Origin of the sequence: Halomonas sp. H10-59 (assembly GCF_040070555.1) — a bacterium.
Classification (GTDB): Bacteria; Pseudomonadota; Gammaproteobacteria; order Pseudomonadales; family Halomonadaceae; genus Halomonas; species Halomonas litopenaei.
Genome location: NZ_CP098828.1, coordinates 4,048,560 through 4,062,955, shown reverse-complemented (window position 1 = coordinate 4,062,955; position 14,396 = coordinate 4,048,560). Strand labels below are relative to the sequence as shown.

The window sequence follows — 14,396 nt, the reverse complement described above, 5'->3', positions numbered from 1 at the left end:
TAGTCAGGAAGAGTGCCAGGACGTAAGCTCAGGGTATCGTCGGAAGGATCTCGGCCATGTCTTCACCCCCTGCCCGCGGCGCGACCCGCCGCGGGCCTCCGTCTCGTCGCAGGCGGCTGACATTCAACTGGGTCACCTTCGATCGCTGGCTGGACCGTATCGTCATCCTGGCGGTGGTAACCGCCGTGACGGTCGGTATCGTCGCTCTGGCGCTATCCTTGTTGGTGGACCCCTGATCGTACTCGACGCCCCGGTCGTGGGATGAACCGTGGCCAAGGGTCGGGCGCAGGAAGGGTTGGGCACAGAAAGGGTCGGGCACAGGAAGGAACTATATGGGGCAGTGGCTGTTGATCATGCTGCTGGTGTTGGGCGTTGCCCTGGACAAGGGGATGATCGCAATTCCGGATCGCTGGTTGCCCTGGACACCGATATCGATCGAGACGCCGCCTGGTCCTTTCCTCGGCTGGAAGCTGGCGCGGCTGGCGGATGACCCCGAGGCCTGCCGTGCGGTGCTGGCGGCGGACCCGCCCCAGCGATATACCCCACTGGATGACGTCACCCGGGGCCAGTGCGAGCTTTCCAATCTGGTGCGCTACGCCGGTGGCCAGTCGCGCATGCAGCCGAGCGTGATGACACGCTGCCCGCTGGCGGTGGCCTGGGCGGTGTTCGAGCGTCATGAGCTCAACGCCGCTGCGCGCGCCCATCTTGGCGTGGACGTGGCCCAGATCGAACACTTCGGCAGCTTCGCCTGCCGCAACATCTATGGTCGAGCCGAGGGACGTCGCAGCCAGCATGCCAGCGCCGAGGCCCTGGATGTGGCCGCCTTCGAACTCGAGGACGGTCGTCGCGTCAGCTTGTCGGGCCACTGGGGCAAGGGAGCCGAAGGACGTTTCCTGAAGGAAGTGGGGCAGCGCGCCTGCAAGGTCTTCGGCACCGTGCTGGGGCCTGACTACAATGCCGCCCACGCCGATCACTTTCATCTCGGCGTGGGCGGTCGGGTCTGCCGCTGAGGGCGGCATCCTGGCTCGGATCGGGGCGGGGTCGAAAGCTGCCTGGACGCCTCGGGCCTGGACTTAGCGACTGAGGTTGATGTCCCGGGAATCGGTGGCAGCACCGGTCGCCGCACCCACGCCGCCGCCGATGACCGCGCCCTTGCCCACGTCGCCGCCGGTGATCGCCGCCGCGCCGGCACCTACCGCTGCACCGACCCCCGCGCCACTCAGCGCCCGTTCTCCGGTACCGGTACCGCAGGCCGACAGTGCCAGGGCCATGGTCAGGGCAGTAGCGCTCAGCCCGGTCATCTTCAGAAGTTTCATGTCGTCGTCCTCATGCTGGGGGATGACCCTAACAGTAACAACGGCACAGAAAGGAGCAAGTGAAGCAAATATGCAGCAATTGTCGCCAATTGGCGCCAATTGTGGGAGCCGCGCCCGCTTGGCAGCCCCCCGTTTAGCCGAACCCCGCTTGGTCGAACCAGGCCAGACACACGACAGCTCAGATACCCGGCCGGCCAGACCCAGGCGAGATACCCGACCGGCCAGACCCAGGCGAGATACCCGACTGGCCAGACCCAGGCGAGATACTCGACCGGCCAGACCCGGGCGAGATACCCGACCGGCCAGATACAAGAACACCGCCGGCAAGCCGGCGGTGTTCCTGTGCGTCGAGCAGGTTTGGAACGAGGCACCCTCGCCTCGCCCCAGGCCCAGGACCTTAGTTGTCCAGGTCGACGTCGTCCTCATCGGTGGCGGCGCCGGTGGCCGCGCCTACGCCACCGCCGATCACGGCGCCTTCGGCGACGTCACCACCGGTGGCGGCGGCGGCGCCGGCACCTACGGCGGCACCCACGCCAGCGCCACTGGCGGCGCGTTCACCGGTGCCGGTGCCGCAGGCGGCGAGGCCCAAGGTCATGAAAGTGGCCAGCAGCAGGCTGGAGAGTGTCTTGATGGAACCCTTCCTCATGATGTTTCTCCTATGCTGTTATGTGCCATATCGAGCCTATTGGCCAAGAGAGCCGAGCACAACCCCTTGATTCTCCGATGCGGTGTCGCTTCCAGCAGACACTTTCTGGTGCCGTGTCGTCACCGGCGACGACTCCCGCCTGTCAGGTACGTCTTGGATCCCTCGGCTGTTGTTGGGTAATGCAGTGGACGTTGCCGCCGCCGAGCAGGATCTCTCGGGCGGGCACGCCGATCACCCGACGCTCGGGAAAAAGCCTCGCCAGAATGTCGCGAGCCTCGTTGTCGCGGCGTTCATCCAGCAGGGGCATGACCACCACTCGATTGCCGATGTAAAAGTTGACGTAGGAGGCCGCCATGCGGTCCCCGGGCTGGCGTGGGTGCGAGCTGGACAGGCGGTCGATGCCGCTGGCCTCGTCTTCGCCGATAAACAGTGGGCCGGGCTGGGGCAGGCGGTGCACGGTGAACGGTCGACCGCAGGCATCGGTACTGGCTTCCAGCACCGCCAGGGCGTCGCGGCAGATCTGGTACTCCGGGTCTGCAGCGTCGTCGCACCAGGTCAAGGCAACTTCGGCGGGGCCCACAAAGCAGCAGAGATTGTCGACGTGGCCGTCGGTTTCATCGAGGTAGCAGCCCCGGGGAAGCCAGATGACCTTGCTGATGCCCAGCTGCTCACTCAGGCGCGCCTCCATGGCGGCACGATCCAGACCCGGGTTGCGGTTGGGGTTGAGCAGGCACTCCTCGGTGGTGATCAGGGTGCCCTCGCCGTCGACGTGAATGGCGCCGCCTTCCAGCACGATACCGGCATCGAAGCGGGGGATGCCCAGCATTTCGGCGATCTTGGGGCGAATCCGGCGGTCCTTGTCCCAGGGAAAGTAAAGCCCGCCCTTGAGTCCGCCCCAGGCGTTGAATTCCCAGTCCACCACCGCCAGGCCATGTTCGGGGTGGGTCAGAAAGGTCGGGCCCACGTCCCGCATCCAGGCGTCGTTGCTGGATAGTTCGACCACGCGAATCGATTCCGGAAGCTGATAACGGGCGTTTTCGTACTGATCGTCGTTGACGCCCACGTAGACGGTCTCGCTCTCGGCGATGGCGCTGGCCACCGCGACGAAGGCCTGTTGGGCGGGCTTGGCTCCCAGGCGCCAGGTATCCGGGCGCTGGGGCCACAGCATCCAGCAGGCGTCGTGAGGGGCGAATTCCGCCGGCATGGACCAGCCAAGTCGGGCGGGACTGTGCGCGTCGCTGCCGGCGGAACGCGACGCGGCAGGGGCCGGGGTCGGTGAAGACGAATGGTGTGTCTGGTTCATGGAGGCTCTCACAAGAATCCGATCAGCAGGAACACGCCGGTGGCCAGGGCCGCGGCGATCAACACGTAGGGGATCTGGGTCAGGGCGTGGGCCATGGGGCTGCAACCGCTACCCTGGGCCGACAGCACCGTGGAGTCCCCGTAGAAGCAGGCGTGGCTACCGAAGGCGCTGGCCGAGATCAAGGCGCCGACCACCAGCGGCATATTGGCGTCCATGCTGATCGCCAACGGCAGCACGATCGGCATGGCCACCGCGAACAGCCCCCAGAAGGAGCCGGTGGCAAAGGCCAGGAAGGCCATGGTGACGAATACCACGGCGGGCAGCAGGCCGGCGGTCATCAGCGGCTGTACCGCCTGAATCACCACCTCGGTGAGGCCCAGGACGTCGTTGACCTCCTTGAGCGAGAAGCCGGCGACCAGGGTGCCCAGCGGCATGATCATCGCCTTGAAGCCTTCCAGGGCGGTATCGAAGGTGTCATTGAAGCTCAGCAGACGCTGGACGGCGATCAGCACCAGGGTGACGGCCAGGGCAACGATGACCCCGCGCAGGATGTCGATATCGAAGTACCAGGTGGCGACGATCAGGCTGGCGATGGGCAGCAGGAAGTTGAGCAGATGCGGGCTCTGGCCATCGTAGTTGGTGTCGATCTGCAGCGCGTGCTCCTCGCCGCCATCGGGCACCGGCTGGCCGGCCTTGGCACGGGCCTCGGCGGTCTTCATCGGGCCGATGTCAGGCAGCCAGCCCAGCGCGACCAAGGGCACCAGGGCCGCCGCCACCCAGGCGTAGGCCATGTACGGGATCGCCGAGATGTACAGCGACATGCCGTTGTCGGCGACGTTGTTGTCCTCGAGCAGGCCGGCGAAGAACACCGCCCAGGTCGAGAAGGGCACCAGGATACACACCGGGGCGGCGGTGGAATCCACCAGATAGGCCAGCTTTTCGCGGGAGACGCCGAAGCGATCGGTGATCTTCTTCATCGAGGCGCTGATGGTCAGGGCGTTGAGGTAGTCGTCGACGAAGATCACCAGCCCCAGCACCCAGGTGGTCAGCAGGCTCTGGCGACGACTGTGCAGTCGTTGGGTCATGGCGTCACCGAAGCTCAGCACGCCGCCGGTCTTGACCAGCAGGGCGATCAAGCTGCCGAACAGGCCGCAGACCAGGATGATCCAGGTGACGGTGTCATTACCGAGGACCGTGAGCAGGATGTCCGACCCGCGGGTGACGACCTCGCTGGGGGCGATCATCAAGAGCCCGACCAGGCAGCCGGCAAGCAGTGATTCGATGGTGCGACGAGTGATGATGGCGGTGACCAGCACCACCAGGGTGGGAACCAGGCTCCAGACGCCGTAGGTTTCCATGCAAGCTCCTTGTATCGCCTGTGGCGACGGTTGTTATTGGACGGAAGCTATCGCGCAGGGGCGAGCCCTGCGCTGGCCGCGCGGCAAAAAAGCGTGCGGACTCGTGTTGCAGGAGGGTTCGTGGCTAGAGATAGCCGTCGCGACGCAGGGACTCGGCGGTGGCGGCAAGCGCCTCGTCGAGGATGGCGACGGCCTCGTCGACGGTGTCGCGGGTCCAGATCAGGGGCGGCGAGATCACGTTGAGATGCCCCACCGGACGAATGATCAGTCCGCGCTGCTGGGCCTCGAAGGCCACCCGATCGCCGACACGCGCGTCCACCGGAAACAGCGCCTTGGTGTCCTTGTCTGCCACGTTCTCGATGCACATCATGAAGTGGCTGCCGCGCACGTCGCCGACGGTGGGATGTCGTGACAGCGTCGCCAGTGCCTGCTCCAGATAGGGGCCGACCTCGCGGACGTTGGCGCAAAGCTCTTCTCTCTCGAGGATCTCGATATTCTTGAGCGCCGCGGCGCAGCTGACCGGATGTCCGGAGTAGGTGAAGCCGGTGCTGAGTACTCCGCCCTTGCCCTGGGGCGTGCCCAGCACCTCGTAGAGGCGGTCGGAGATCAGGGTCGCGCCGAGCGGGGCATAGCCCGAGGACAGGCCCTTGGCCAGGTTGATGACGTCGGGCTGGGTGTCGAATACCGCTTCCGAGGCGAAGATGTGGCCGAGGCGACCGAAGCCGGTGACCACCTCGTCGGCGATATACAGGATGTCGTGGGCGCGCAGCACCTCCTGCATGCGGGCGTGATAGCCCCGGGGGGCCACCAGTACGCCGCCGGCTCCCATGATCGGCTCGGCGATGAAGGCGGCGATATTGTCGGCGCCGATCTCGGCGATGGTGGCCTCGAGTTCCGCGACCAGATGATCACAGTACTGTGCTTCATCCATGCCTTCGGGGCGACGATAGAGGTTGGCCTCGCTTAGATGGGTGACCAGACCATCGAGGGTGTCGAATTCCCAGTTGTTGCTCTCGATGCCGGTCAGGCTCGCGGCCAGGTAGGTGGTGCCGTGGTAGGCGTTGTGGCGCGACAGGATACGCTTCTTGTTCGGCTTGCCCAGGCGGTTGAAGTAGTAGTGCACCAGGCGGATGGTGGCGTCGTTGGCGGTGGAGCCTCCGCAGCTGTAGAAGACATGGTTGAGGTGGGCCGGGGCCAGTTCGGCGAGCTTGGCGGCCAGCCGCGTAGCCGGTGCGTTGGACAGATTGTTGAAGGTCGAGAAGTAGGCCATGCGGGTGGCCTGTTCGGCCATGGCCTGGCCGATCTCGGCGCGACCGTGGCCAACGTTGACGCACCACAGCCCGGCGATGCCGTCGATAAAGCGGTTGCCGTGAATGTCCTGAACGTGGATGCCCTCGGCATCGGTGATCAGCTCGCAGCCCTTGTCGTGGAAGACGCTGAAGTCGGTGAAGGGATGGACGAAGTGGTCCCGATCCTGGCGCCACAGGGTCTCGGCATCCAATGTTGTTGGGACTGGGGCCGGGGCCGGAACCGGAGCCGTGTCGGCGACGGGAGTCGAGGGGCGGGACGAGAGGCGAGTGTCGGGTGTTGTCATTGGAAACCTCCTTGGGAAGGTCTCCAGTCTCGCCAGACTGCCCCTGTCGATGACATATCCTTATGAGGGTAGGTCTCCTCGGGCCGCCAGGCGGCGGCAGTGCCGGTATCACCGATGGGGTAGCCTATGATCGACTCAGGTTGCCATGACCTTGATCTACCTCATGATTGAGAGAGGGGGGCGCGAAACGGCACTACCGAGACTTGAGGCAGACGTAGCGATCCTCCGACGTTGGTGTAGGCTGTGCCGTAATGATCCGCAGGTGCCGGAAGAGGTGGCCCAGATTCTGGCGCGGCGGATGCTGAATGGTCAGTCCGGATACTTTGCCATGTTGCCAGCACCACCCTTTACTCGTCGTGCCCTGGGCACCCTTGTCGCCTTTCTGATGTCGGCCCCGTTACCCGCTATCGCCGCCAACTGTGGTGCCTCGGGAGGGCTGGCTTTTGTCGGTGTCACCAACGATGGTTCGCGCTCGGTGTGGTTGTCGGGGACCTCGCCGGGTGACTTCGGGTTGGAGGCGGCGCAGGGAAAGCAGAGCGTCGATGAGTGGACGCGCAATGCCGGCGGCCTGCACCTGACCCTGTCGCCAGTGGTATCCAACGGCAACGGTGGTGTGCACAAGCTTCTGGATCTGGGGGGCAACAAGGATTGTCTGCTGGATACCCAGAACCAGAAGGGTGGCTTCACATTGCCGCCGGCCGGGCAGATCCCGATGCCGGAGCGTCCGGGCATTACCCCTCCCATCGGCAAGATCTTTCCTGATTTTTCCCGCCCTGGCGGGGTGACGCCGCCGATAGGTACGGTGCCTCCAGGCTTCCGGCCTCCCACCGGGGTGACGCCGCCGATAGGGACGGTGCCGCCAGGCTTCCGGCCACCCACCGGGGTGACGCCGCCGATCGGTACGGTGCCTCCGAACTTCCGGCCACCGACCGGGGTGACGCCGCCGATAGGTACGGTGCCACCGGACTTCAGACCACCCACCGGGGTAACGCCGCCGGTAGGCACGGTGCCACCAGGCTTCCGACCACCCACCGGGGTGACGCCGCCGATAGGGACGGTGCCGCCAGGCTTCCGACCACCCACCGGGGTAACGCCACCGATAGGCACGGTGCCACCGGACTTCAGACCACCCACCGGGGTAACGCCGCCGGTAGGCACGGTGCCTCCGGACTTCAGGCCACCCACCGGGGTGACGCCGCCGATAGGGACGGTGCCGCCAGGCTTCCGGCCACCCACCGGGGTAACGCCGCCGGTAGGTACGGTGCCACCGGACTTCAGACCACCCACCGGGGTAACGCCACCGATAGGCACGGTGCCTCCGGACTTCAGGCCACCCACCGGGGTGACGCCGCCGATAGGCACGGTGCCTCCGGACTTCAGGCCACCCACCGGGGTGACGCCGCCGATAGGCACGGTGCCTCCGGGCTTCCGGCCGCCGACCGGGGTAACGCCGCCGGTAGGTACGGTGCCCGCCCCCGAGCGTCCGCCGGTGGGGGTGACGCCGGGACGGCCCACCCTGGGGCAATGGAGCCTTCCTCCGAACGTTGCGCGGCCGGGCGAGGTAGCGCCCCCCATCGGTCTCGTGCCTCCGGATGTCAGGCCACCTTCCGGGGTGACACCTCCCATCGGCGTCGTACCGCCTGAACAGCGTCCGCCGTCGGGTCTGACACCTTCTGTGCCATCGATGCCCCAGGGCCAGATCGTTGGCCGTGTCGATGCGGCCGAGTGGTATGCCGGGCGGGTGCCGCTGCCGGCTAATCGCTGCATCGACCCTCGTCACGACCCCAGGCTCGGGGGCGCACCGCTGGCCGACGGTACCCTGCCGGTGGTGACCTGCCCCGAGAACCTGCTGCGCCAGCACGCCCAGGCAAGAACCCGGAACGCGCTGGAGGCCACCTTGATGGAACAGGTGCCGATCACCGCAGGGCGTCAGGGAGAGCCGGTCTCTCCCTGGAACACCTGGGTGGATGCTCGTTATACCGATATCTCCGATGACCGTGATGGCCAGGATCTGGATGGCGAGGCCCAGGTAGTGGCGGTGGGTGTCGACCGCTGGGTGTCGGAGCAGACGGTGGCGGGGGTCAGTTTCAGCGTCGACTCGAGCCGCTCTGACAACTTTGGCGGCGCCTGGGACAGCGACAGCGATGGCTTCAGCATCTCGCCCTATGTCGCCTATCGACTGTCCGAGCGCTGGGCGTTGGACGCATCACTGATCTGGCGCTGGGGTGACAATGACACCGAACTGGCGACCCTGGAAGGCAGCTTCGACACCCGTAGCTTCGGCGGCGCGCTCAATGCCCACGGTCAGTACCGCTGGGGGGAGGCCCTGTTGCGTCCCACCGTCTCGCTGTTCTACTCCCGTGAGCGCAGCGACGACTATGACCTGGACGGCAAGATCCTGGGGATACCGGTGGAGGTGGAAGTGCCCGGCGACTCCTACAGCACCGGCGTAGCGTCGGTCAGTGGTGAGCTTAGCCGTATCTACCACACTGACCACGCGGGTCTGATCATGCCCTACGCCGAACTGGGGGTGGACTGGGCCTTCAAGCAGCCCAACGACGGGCGCTACCTCAACGAGGATCTGGAGTGGGAGGACCCTTCTGACCTGACGGGTACCCTGCGCACTGGCGCCCGCTGGTTTGTCGGCGAGGCCACCCTGCTCGAGGCCAGCGCCGGCTATCTCAGCATCGGCCATGATGACCTGGATATCTGGGAGGGGCGGTTGTATCTCTCCTACCGCTTCTGAGCGGGTGCGTCAGTCACGCTGCTGGCGGGAGATCAGCGCTACGTGATCGAGAAAGGCGCGAAACAGCTCGGCCTGACTCGTGACCTGCAGGCGCTGATAGACGTGCTTGCGGTGGACCTTGACGGTGCCGTCGCTGATGCCGAGCTCTCGCGCCGCCGACTTGGCCGAGTGGCCCGCGAGCAGCAGGCGCACGATATCCTGCTCGCGGCGGGTGAGCACACCCTGGCCAAAACTCGAGAAGGCGGCGTCGACGGGCTCGACCTCCTGGTGTTGCGGTTCGAAGGCACTGCGTTGCCAGCTCCAGAACCGCTGAAGCAGGGCTTCGACGATGGGCGTCAGGTGGCGTAGCGCCTGTACGGTGCGCCGAGTCAGCGGTGGCGACTGGGTACGGAAGCCGAGAGACAGCACCATCACGGTGTCGTCGCTGACCCGTGCGAAGAGTCCGATCTCATCCTTGAGTCCCAGGCCGCGATAGTAGTGGTGGTAGTACTCGCTGCTCTCGAAACGGTCCGGCGCCAGATCGCGCAGTCGATGGGTACCGTTATCCTGACCAGACTCGATGGCCTGGAACATCGGGTCGAGCAGGTAGACGCGACTCAGATAAGGGTCGATGTCGCGCTGGCGGCGTTCGGGGGGATAGTTGTCATGGACCACTCGCGGACGGCCTCGGCCCTGGTAGGCATGCAGGATCAGGGTGTCCATGGGCACCAGCTCGGCGAGTGCCTGCTCCAGCTGTCGCGGAAGGTCGCTGCGATCGGCACCCTGAATCAGGCCAGCCAGTCGTTGGTGCCAGGCCTGGGCCGCGCTGGATGCCAGGTAGTCGATGGGAGTCATGAGGCTCGCTGGGTCGAAAGTCTGAAGCCCACACTGTATCACTTCGTTATTGGTGTCAGTGGTCGTCCCGAGGGTCTGCCGGGCTCGGCGTGACGTGGCGCTGGGGCGAGTCGGGCTGCTATCTTGGACTCCTTTGCCAACGGGACGGCAGCATGAGCGTGAGCATGACGACTCCAAGGGGCGGCGACAGGGCGAGCCGGCGCGAGATCTTCGGCTGGGCGATGTTCGACTTCGCCAATCAGGCCTACACCCTGCTGATCATCACCGTGGTGTTCGGTGAACTCTTCACCACGGTGATCGTCGGCGACCGAGGCGACGACTTTCGCCTGGCCAACCTGCTGTGGAGCCTGGCGCTGGCGCTGAGCTTTCTGCTGGTGGTGGTGACCGGTCCGCTGTGTGGTGCGGTGATGGACTACCGCGCCGAAAAGAAGCGCTTCCTGTTTGCCAGCTATCTGGCCACCATCGCCACCACCGCCATGCTCTACTTTGTCGAGCCGGGCTACGTGGCGCTGGGCTTTGTGTTGATCATCCTGTCCAACTACGCCTACTCCATGGGTGAGTCCTTTATCGCGGCCTTTCTTCCGGGGCTTGGGCCGCCAGAGAAGCTCGGCGCCATCTCCGGTTTCGGCTGGGCGCTGGGCTACGTCGGCGGACTGGTGGCAGCGGGCTTCACCCTGGCCATACTGGGCGAGGCCACCGCGGATAACTTCGAGCGGATCCGTTGGGTCGGGCCCTTCGCCGCGGGATTCTTCCTGTTGGCGGCGATACCAACCTTCGTCTGGCTCAAGGAGCGCGCCGAACCACAGCCCCATCGCCAGCCCTTCGCCCGCATCGCCTGGCAGCGGGTATCGACCACCTTGCACGAGCTGCGTCGGTTCCGTGACCTGGGTCTGTTTCTGACCTCGGTGCTGTTCTCCATGGCTGGCGTCTACATCATCATCGCCTTCGCCTTCATCTATGGCGCCCAGGTCATCGGCTGGCAGGAAAGCACCCGCAACCTGATGTTCATCATCGTCCAGATCACCGCCGCGGCAGGGGCACTCGGATTTGGCTTTATCCAGGACCGCATCGGTACCCTGGTGACCTATCTGATGACTCTGGTGCTGTGGGTGCTGGCGATCCTGGCCATCTGGGCCACCCCCGAGGTCACCGCCTGGCTAAACGCTACCTGGGGACTCGACTGGCAGGCCGAGCAACTGTTTCTGGTGGTCGGCTGCCTGGCGGGCCTCAGCCTCGGCTCCAGCCAGTCGGCCAGCCGGGTCCTGGTAGGCCTGTTCTCGCCCCGCCAGAAGGCGGCCGAGTTCTTCGGGTTCTGGGGGTTGGCCAACAAGCTGGCGGGGGTCATCGGTATCGTCGGCCTGGGACTGCTGCAGGCGGCGGTGGGGCTCAAGGCTTCGATCCTGTTGTGCGCTGCCTTCTTCATCATCGCCATCGTGATCTGCGCTGGCGTCAATCAGCGCCGCGGCCAGCGGGTGGCAGGGGAGTGGGAAGCCAGGCTGGACGATACGCACTGAACCACCTGGGCCGAGGGAACGCTATCGAGGACCTTGGCCGAGAGACCCGCTCCGAGGACGTTTGAATGCTGCCGGACGCGCTGTTCGCACCCGATACTCTGATCCTTTTGTCGGCCATCTTCGTCCTGGCAGGACTGGTCAAGGGAGTGCTCGGCATGGGCATGCCCACGGTACTGCTGGCGCTGTTGACCGCGACCCTGGGGCTGCCTCTGGCCATGGCGCTGATGCTGGTGCCCACGGTGGTCACCAACGTCTGGCAGGCCTTGGTGGGAGGGCATCTGCTGGCGCTATGCCGTCGGCTCTGGTTGTTTCTGTTGGCGGCGGTGCTGGCGGTCTGGCCGGGGGTATGGGTGCTGGCCAGCGTCGAGGCTCACTGGCTGTCGTTGCTGCTGGGGCTGTTGCTGATGCTCTACGCACTGATGAATCTGAGCGGGCGACGGCTGCGCTTCTCGGGAAGCCCGGTCCAGGCCGGCGCCGTCGGCGCGATGAATGGCGTCCTGACCGGGCTGACAGGCTCCAGCGTCTTCCCCGGGGTGCCCTTTCTGCAGGCCATCGGTCTGTCACGGGACGCCCTGGTTCAGGCCATGGGGCTGTTGTTCAGCCTGTCGACCCTGAGCCTGGCGCTGGCACTCGGCGAGAGGGACTTGCTCTCCACCGACCTGCTGCTGGCGTCGAGCCTGGCGCTGCTGCCGGCGAGTCTTGGCATGTGGTGGGGCGCCTGGCTCAGACGCCGGCTATCCGAGGCGCGCTTTCGCCAGGTGTTTCTGCTTGGCCTGCTGGCCATGGGCGGCTACCTGGTGACGCGTTCGCTGCTTGCGGCTTGAGCAACGACCCGGGCGACCCGAGCTTCATCGAGAGCTGCATTGGGCCGTTGCAGGCGCCGTCAGGCGTTGCCGGGGCGCCCCAGGGTTCGTTACTTCGGACGTTCCAGTGAGAACAGGTCGGTGCAGCGTGCGTAGTCGCTGCCGGCCATGCGCCCGATCGGGGCCAGGGCGTCGCAGCTGACGTGTCGACCGTTCCACACCCGGGGATCGGCGTGGATGACGGTCACCTCGGCCAGTACTAGGTTGCCTGACAGCGGACGGTCGCCGAAGTGCAGGATATCGTGAAGGCGACAGCCGAAGGCAACCGGTGCCTCCTGAATACGCGGTACCCGCAGGTCTCCCAGGCTGGCCTTGGTCAACCCGGCATGGTCGAACTCGTCTCCCTCGGGCGGCAGGCTTGCGCTGGTGGCGTTGAGCGCCTCGGCCAGCGCCTCACCACCGATATGCACGATGCACTCGCCGACCTGCTTGAGGTTGGCGATGGTGTCCTTGGTGGCGCCTTCGCCGTTGAGCAATGGAGAAAACGCCAGCACGGGGGGATCGACGCTGGCCACATTGAAAAACGAGAAGGGCGCCAGATTGGCGTGACCGCTCTCGCTCAGGGTCGACACCCAGGCGATGGGACGCGGAGCGATGGCTCCGGAGAACAGTCGATAGATCAGGCCGGCGTCCAGCTCGCTGACCTTGAGGGTGGCGTCGTCGCTCACTGTCGAACTCCTTGTGTTCATTGTCGTTGCAACAGCACCCGTTGTGATGGTGCCAGTTGGCGTGGGGCGGTCCAGGCGTTATCCCAGCACGCCGAGCCCGACAGGTCCAGCCTTGGCGGAGATACACGACCGAGGCCATCGCGCCGGTGCTGGAAAGGCGCCAGGGCCGCCAATCAGGCCCCGGTGCCTGGTCGGCGTCGGCGAGCGTTCAGGGAATCGGTGCCTCGAGGAAGTCACGCAACTGTTTTTCGGCCTGCTGGATGTTCACCACGCCGTCGATGTGGCCGCGGTCACCCTCCAGGGCCTCGAGGGTCACCGGGGTGCCGTCGGCCTCGATCAGTGCGGCGGTCTCGCGAACCTTCTGGGGCGAGAACACCAGGTCGTCTTCGCTGTAGAGCATCAGGGTCGGGGCCTCGATGGCGGCCAGGCCCGCCTCCAGGCTGTCGCCATGGCCAGTCATGAAGGCCTGGTTGGCCTTGACCAGGTACAGCAGATGGTTGGCGTCGGCGGTGGCAGCCCGCTGTTCGGCGACGCTGTCCAGGGTCGCCTCGACCTCGTACTGGGCTTCCAGTGAGCTCATCGGTGAGGTGTTGGCGTCGGCCCAGTCGCGGTCGAAGGTGGCGTCCGCCCAACGCCAGTGGTTGGCCTGCAGGGTGATCAGCTTCAACGACTCGCGTAGACCGTCGAGCGGTGGCGTCTGTGCGTAGTAGTCACCGCCGCGCCAGTTGGGGTCCAGCGTGATGGGGGCGGCCCAGGCGTCCAGGCTGGCGATCAGCCAGGGATCGGCCACGCCCGCACCGATCACCGGAATCAGGCGTTCGACCCGCTCGGGATAGGCGCTGGCCCACTCGTAAGCCTGCAGCGCCCCCATGGAGGCACCCATCACCGCGTGCAAGCGCTGGATACCGAGATCATCCAGCAAGGCCTTCTGCACATTGACGAAGTCGCGAATGGTCACCAACGGGAAGTCGGTGCCCCAGGGCTCGCCGGTGTCGGGGTTGTGACTGGCAGGGCCGGTGGTGGTGACTCTGGGGTCGCCGGCGTTGAGGTTGACCAGGGTGTCCGACGACACGACGTAATAGCGGTCGGTGTCGAGCGGCTTGCCGGGGCCGATGATGGCATCCCAGTAGCCCGGGGTCTCTTCACCGTCATAGCGGCCGGCGGCGTGACTGGTGCCGGAGAAGAAGTGGGTGATCAGGATGGCGTTATCGCCTGCCTCGTTAAGCTCGCCATAGGCCTCCCAGCCGACTCTGACCGGGGCGATGGTGTCACCGCCGACGGTGGTGTAGCTTGGCATCTCGAAGACCTGTTTGGTGACATTGTCCAGGCCGGTGGAGACCGCCTCGTCATCGTTGTCGGCGCTGGCCAGTGCCGGCGAGGCGATAAGCCAGATCGAGGCGACGAGGAGGCCAAGGGCGACGGCGGCGCCAGGCTGGCGCCGGTCATGGAGAGCGGACGCATAAACTGTCATCATGAACCTTCCCTGGTGGTGGTTGGCGCGGACGATGCCGCGTACAGACACCAGTACAGCGTTCACCTGGCGCCTTCGCCATG

At 65.7% G+C, this 14,396-nt stretch carries 13 protein-coding genes; 5 read left to right on the top strand and 8 right to left on the bottom strand.

The annotated features are described in order from the left end of the window. The first annotated feature begins 56 nt into the window (after positions 1–56). Positions 57–236 carry a hypothetical protein gene (locus tag NFG57_RS17605; protein WP_045991250.1) on the top strand — a complete coding sequence of 60 codons (180 nt, stop codon included), beginning with the start codon at positions 57–59 and terminating at the stop codon, positions 234–236. Between the two features lie 96 nt (positions 237–332). Continuing rightward, the gene (locus tag NFG57_RS17600; protein WP_045991249.1) at positions 333–1,010 is read left to right on the top strand and encodes an extensin family protein; all 678 of its coding nucleotides are present in this window, start codon (positions 333–335) and stop codon (positions 1,008–1,010) included. A 63-nt stretch (positions 1,011–1,073) separates the two neighbouring features. On the opposite strand, the gene NFG57_RS17595 is transcribed toward NFG57_RS17600, so the two are convergent. From NFG57_RS17595 to NFG57_RS17575, 5 genes are all read right to left on the bottom strand, one after another. After that, positions 1,074–1,316, bottom strand: coding sequence for a hypothetical protein (locus tag NFG57_RS17595; RefSeq protein WP_108132246.1), 243 nt, complete (start codon positions 1,314–1,316; stop codon positions 1,074–1,076). Between the two features lie 397 nt (positions 1,317–1,713). After that, positions 1,714–1,962 (bottom strand): hypothetical protein, encoded by a 249-nt coding sequence (locus NFG57_RS17590; protein ID WP_045991247.1) that lies wholly within the window; start codon positions 1,960–1,962, stop codon positions 1,714–1,716. A gap of 142 nt (positions 1,963–2,104) precedes the next feature. Continuing rightward, positions 2,105–3,265 carry an agmatine deiminase gene (gene aguA / locus NFG57_RS17585; protein ID WP_348814871.1) on the bottom strand — a complete coding sequence of 387 codons (1,161 nt, stop codon included), beginning with the start codon at positions 3,263–3,265 and terminating at the stop codon, positions 2,105–2,107. Positions 3,266–3,273: 8 nt separating this feature from the next. Continuing rightward, positions 3,274–4,623, bottom strand: coding sequence for a Na+/H+ antiporter NhaC family protein (locus NFG57_RS17580; protein WP_306169242.1), 1,350 nt, complete (start codon positions 4,621–4,623; stop codon positions 3,274–3,276). A gap of 124 nt (positions 4,624–4,747) precedes the next feature. Then, positions 4,748–6,217 (bottom strand): aminotransferase, encoded by a 1,470-nt coding sequence (locus NFG57_RS17575; protein ID WP_108132249.1) that lies wholly within the window; start codon positions 6,215–6,217, stop codon positions 4,748–4,750. A 274-nt stretch (positions 6,218–6,491) separates the two neighbouring features. On the opposite strand from NFG57_RS17575, the gene NFG57_RS17570 reads away from it, so the two are divergent. After that, a complete protein-coding gene (locus NFG57_RS17570) occupies positions 6,492–8,963 on the top strand; it encodes an autotransporter domain-containing protein (protein WP_348814870.1) in 2,472 nt (823 codons plus the stop codon). A gap of 9 nt (positions 8,964–8,972) precedes the next feature. Here NFG57_RS17570 and NFG57_RS17565 read toward each other — a convergent pair whose 3' ends face one another. Continuing rightward, complete coding sequence (locus NFG57_RS17565) at positions 8,973–9,797, bottom strand: helix-turn-helix transcriptional regulator (protein ID WP_108132251.1); 825 nt, start codon at positions 9,795–9,797, stop codon at positions 8,973–8,975. A 164-nt stretch (positions 9,798–9,961) separates the two neighbouring features. On the opposite strand from NFG57_RS17565, the gene NFG57_RS17560 reads away from it, so the two are divergent. Then, positions 9,962–11,311: an MFS transporter gene (locus NFG57_RS17560; RefSeq protein WP_231498595.1), complete on the top strand. Its 1,350-nt coding sequence runs from the start codon at positions 9,962–9,964 to the stop codon at positions 11,309–11,311. A 65-nt stretch (positions 11,312–11,376) separates the two neighbouring features. Then, entirely contained in the window at positions 11,377–12,135 is a 759-nt protein-coding gene (locus tag NFG57_RS17555) for a sulfite exporter TauE/SafE family protein (protein ID WP_045991241.1), read from the top strand. 89 nt (positions 12,136–12,224) lie between these two features. On the opposite strand, the gene NFG57_RS17550 is transcribed toward NFG57_RS17555, so the two are convergent. Further along, a complete protein-coding gene (locus NFG57_RS17550; RefSeq protein ID WP_231498596.1) occupies positions 12,225–12,842 on the bottom strand; it encodes a flavin reductase family protein in 618 nt (205 codons plus the stop codon). 208 nt (positions 12,843–13,050) lie between these two features. Continuing rightward, positions 13,051–14,316, bottom strand: a complete 1,266-nt coding sequence (locus tag NFG57_RS17545) for a homoserine O-acetyltransferase (protein ID WP_348814869.1) — start codon at positions 14,314–14,316, stop codon at positions 13,051–13,053. Positions 14,317–14,396 lie beyond the last annotated feature (80 nt).

Bases quoted from the DNA above. Each gene is read 5' to 3' on its own strand.
- NFG57_RS17560 (WP_231498595.1), top strand. From the start codon at position 9,962: ATGACGACTCCAAGGGGCGGCGACAGGGCGAGCCGGCGCGAGATCTTC.
- NFG57_RS17605 (WP_045991250.1), top strand. From the start codon at position 57: ATGTCTTCACCCCCTGCCCGCGGCGCGACCCGCCGCGGGCCTCCGTCT.
- aguA (WP_348814871.1), bottom strand. From the start codon at position 3,265: ATGAACCAGACACACCATTCGTCTTCACCGACCCCGGCCCCTGCCGCG.
- NFG57_RS17580 (WP_306169242.1), bottom strand. From the start codon at position 4,623: ATGGAAACCTACGGCGTCTGGAGCCTGGTTCCCACCCTGGTGGTGCTG.
- NFG57_RS17565 (WP_108132251.1), bottom strand. From the start codon at position 9,797: ATGACTCCCATCGACTACCTGGCATCCAGCGCGGCCCAGGCCTGGCAC.
- NFG57_RS17555 (WP_045991241.1), top strand. From the start codon at position 11,377: ATGCTGCCGGACGCGCTGTTCGCACCCGATACTCTGATCCTTTTGTCG.
- NFG57_RS17600 (WP_045991249.1), top strand. From the start codon at position 333: ATGGGGCAGTGGCTGTTGATCATGCTGCTGGTGTTGGGCGTTGCCCTG.
- NFG57_RS17545 (WP_348814869.1), bottom strand. From the start codon at position 14,316: ATGATGACAGTTTATGCGTCCGCTCTCCATGACCGGCGCCAGCCTGGC.
- NFG57_RS17575 (WP_108132249.1), bottom strand. From the start codon at position 6,217: ATGACAACACCCGACACTCGCCTCTCGTCCCGCCCCTCGACTCCCGTC.
- NFG57_RS17590 (WP_045991247.1), bottom strand. From the start codon at position 1,962: ATGAGGAAGGGTTCCATCAAGACACTCTCCAGCCTGCTGCTGGCCACT.
- NFG57_RS17595 (WP_108132246.1), bottom strand. From the start codon at position 1,316: ATGAAACTTCTGAAGATGACCGGGCTGAGCGCTACTGCCCTGACCATG.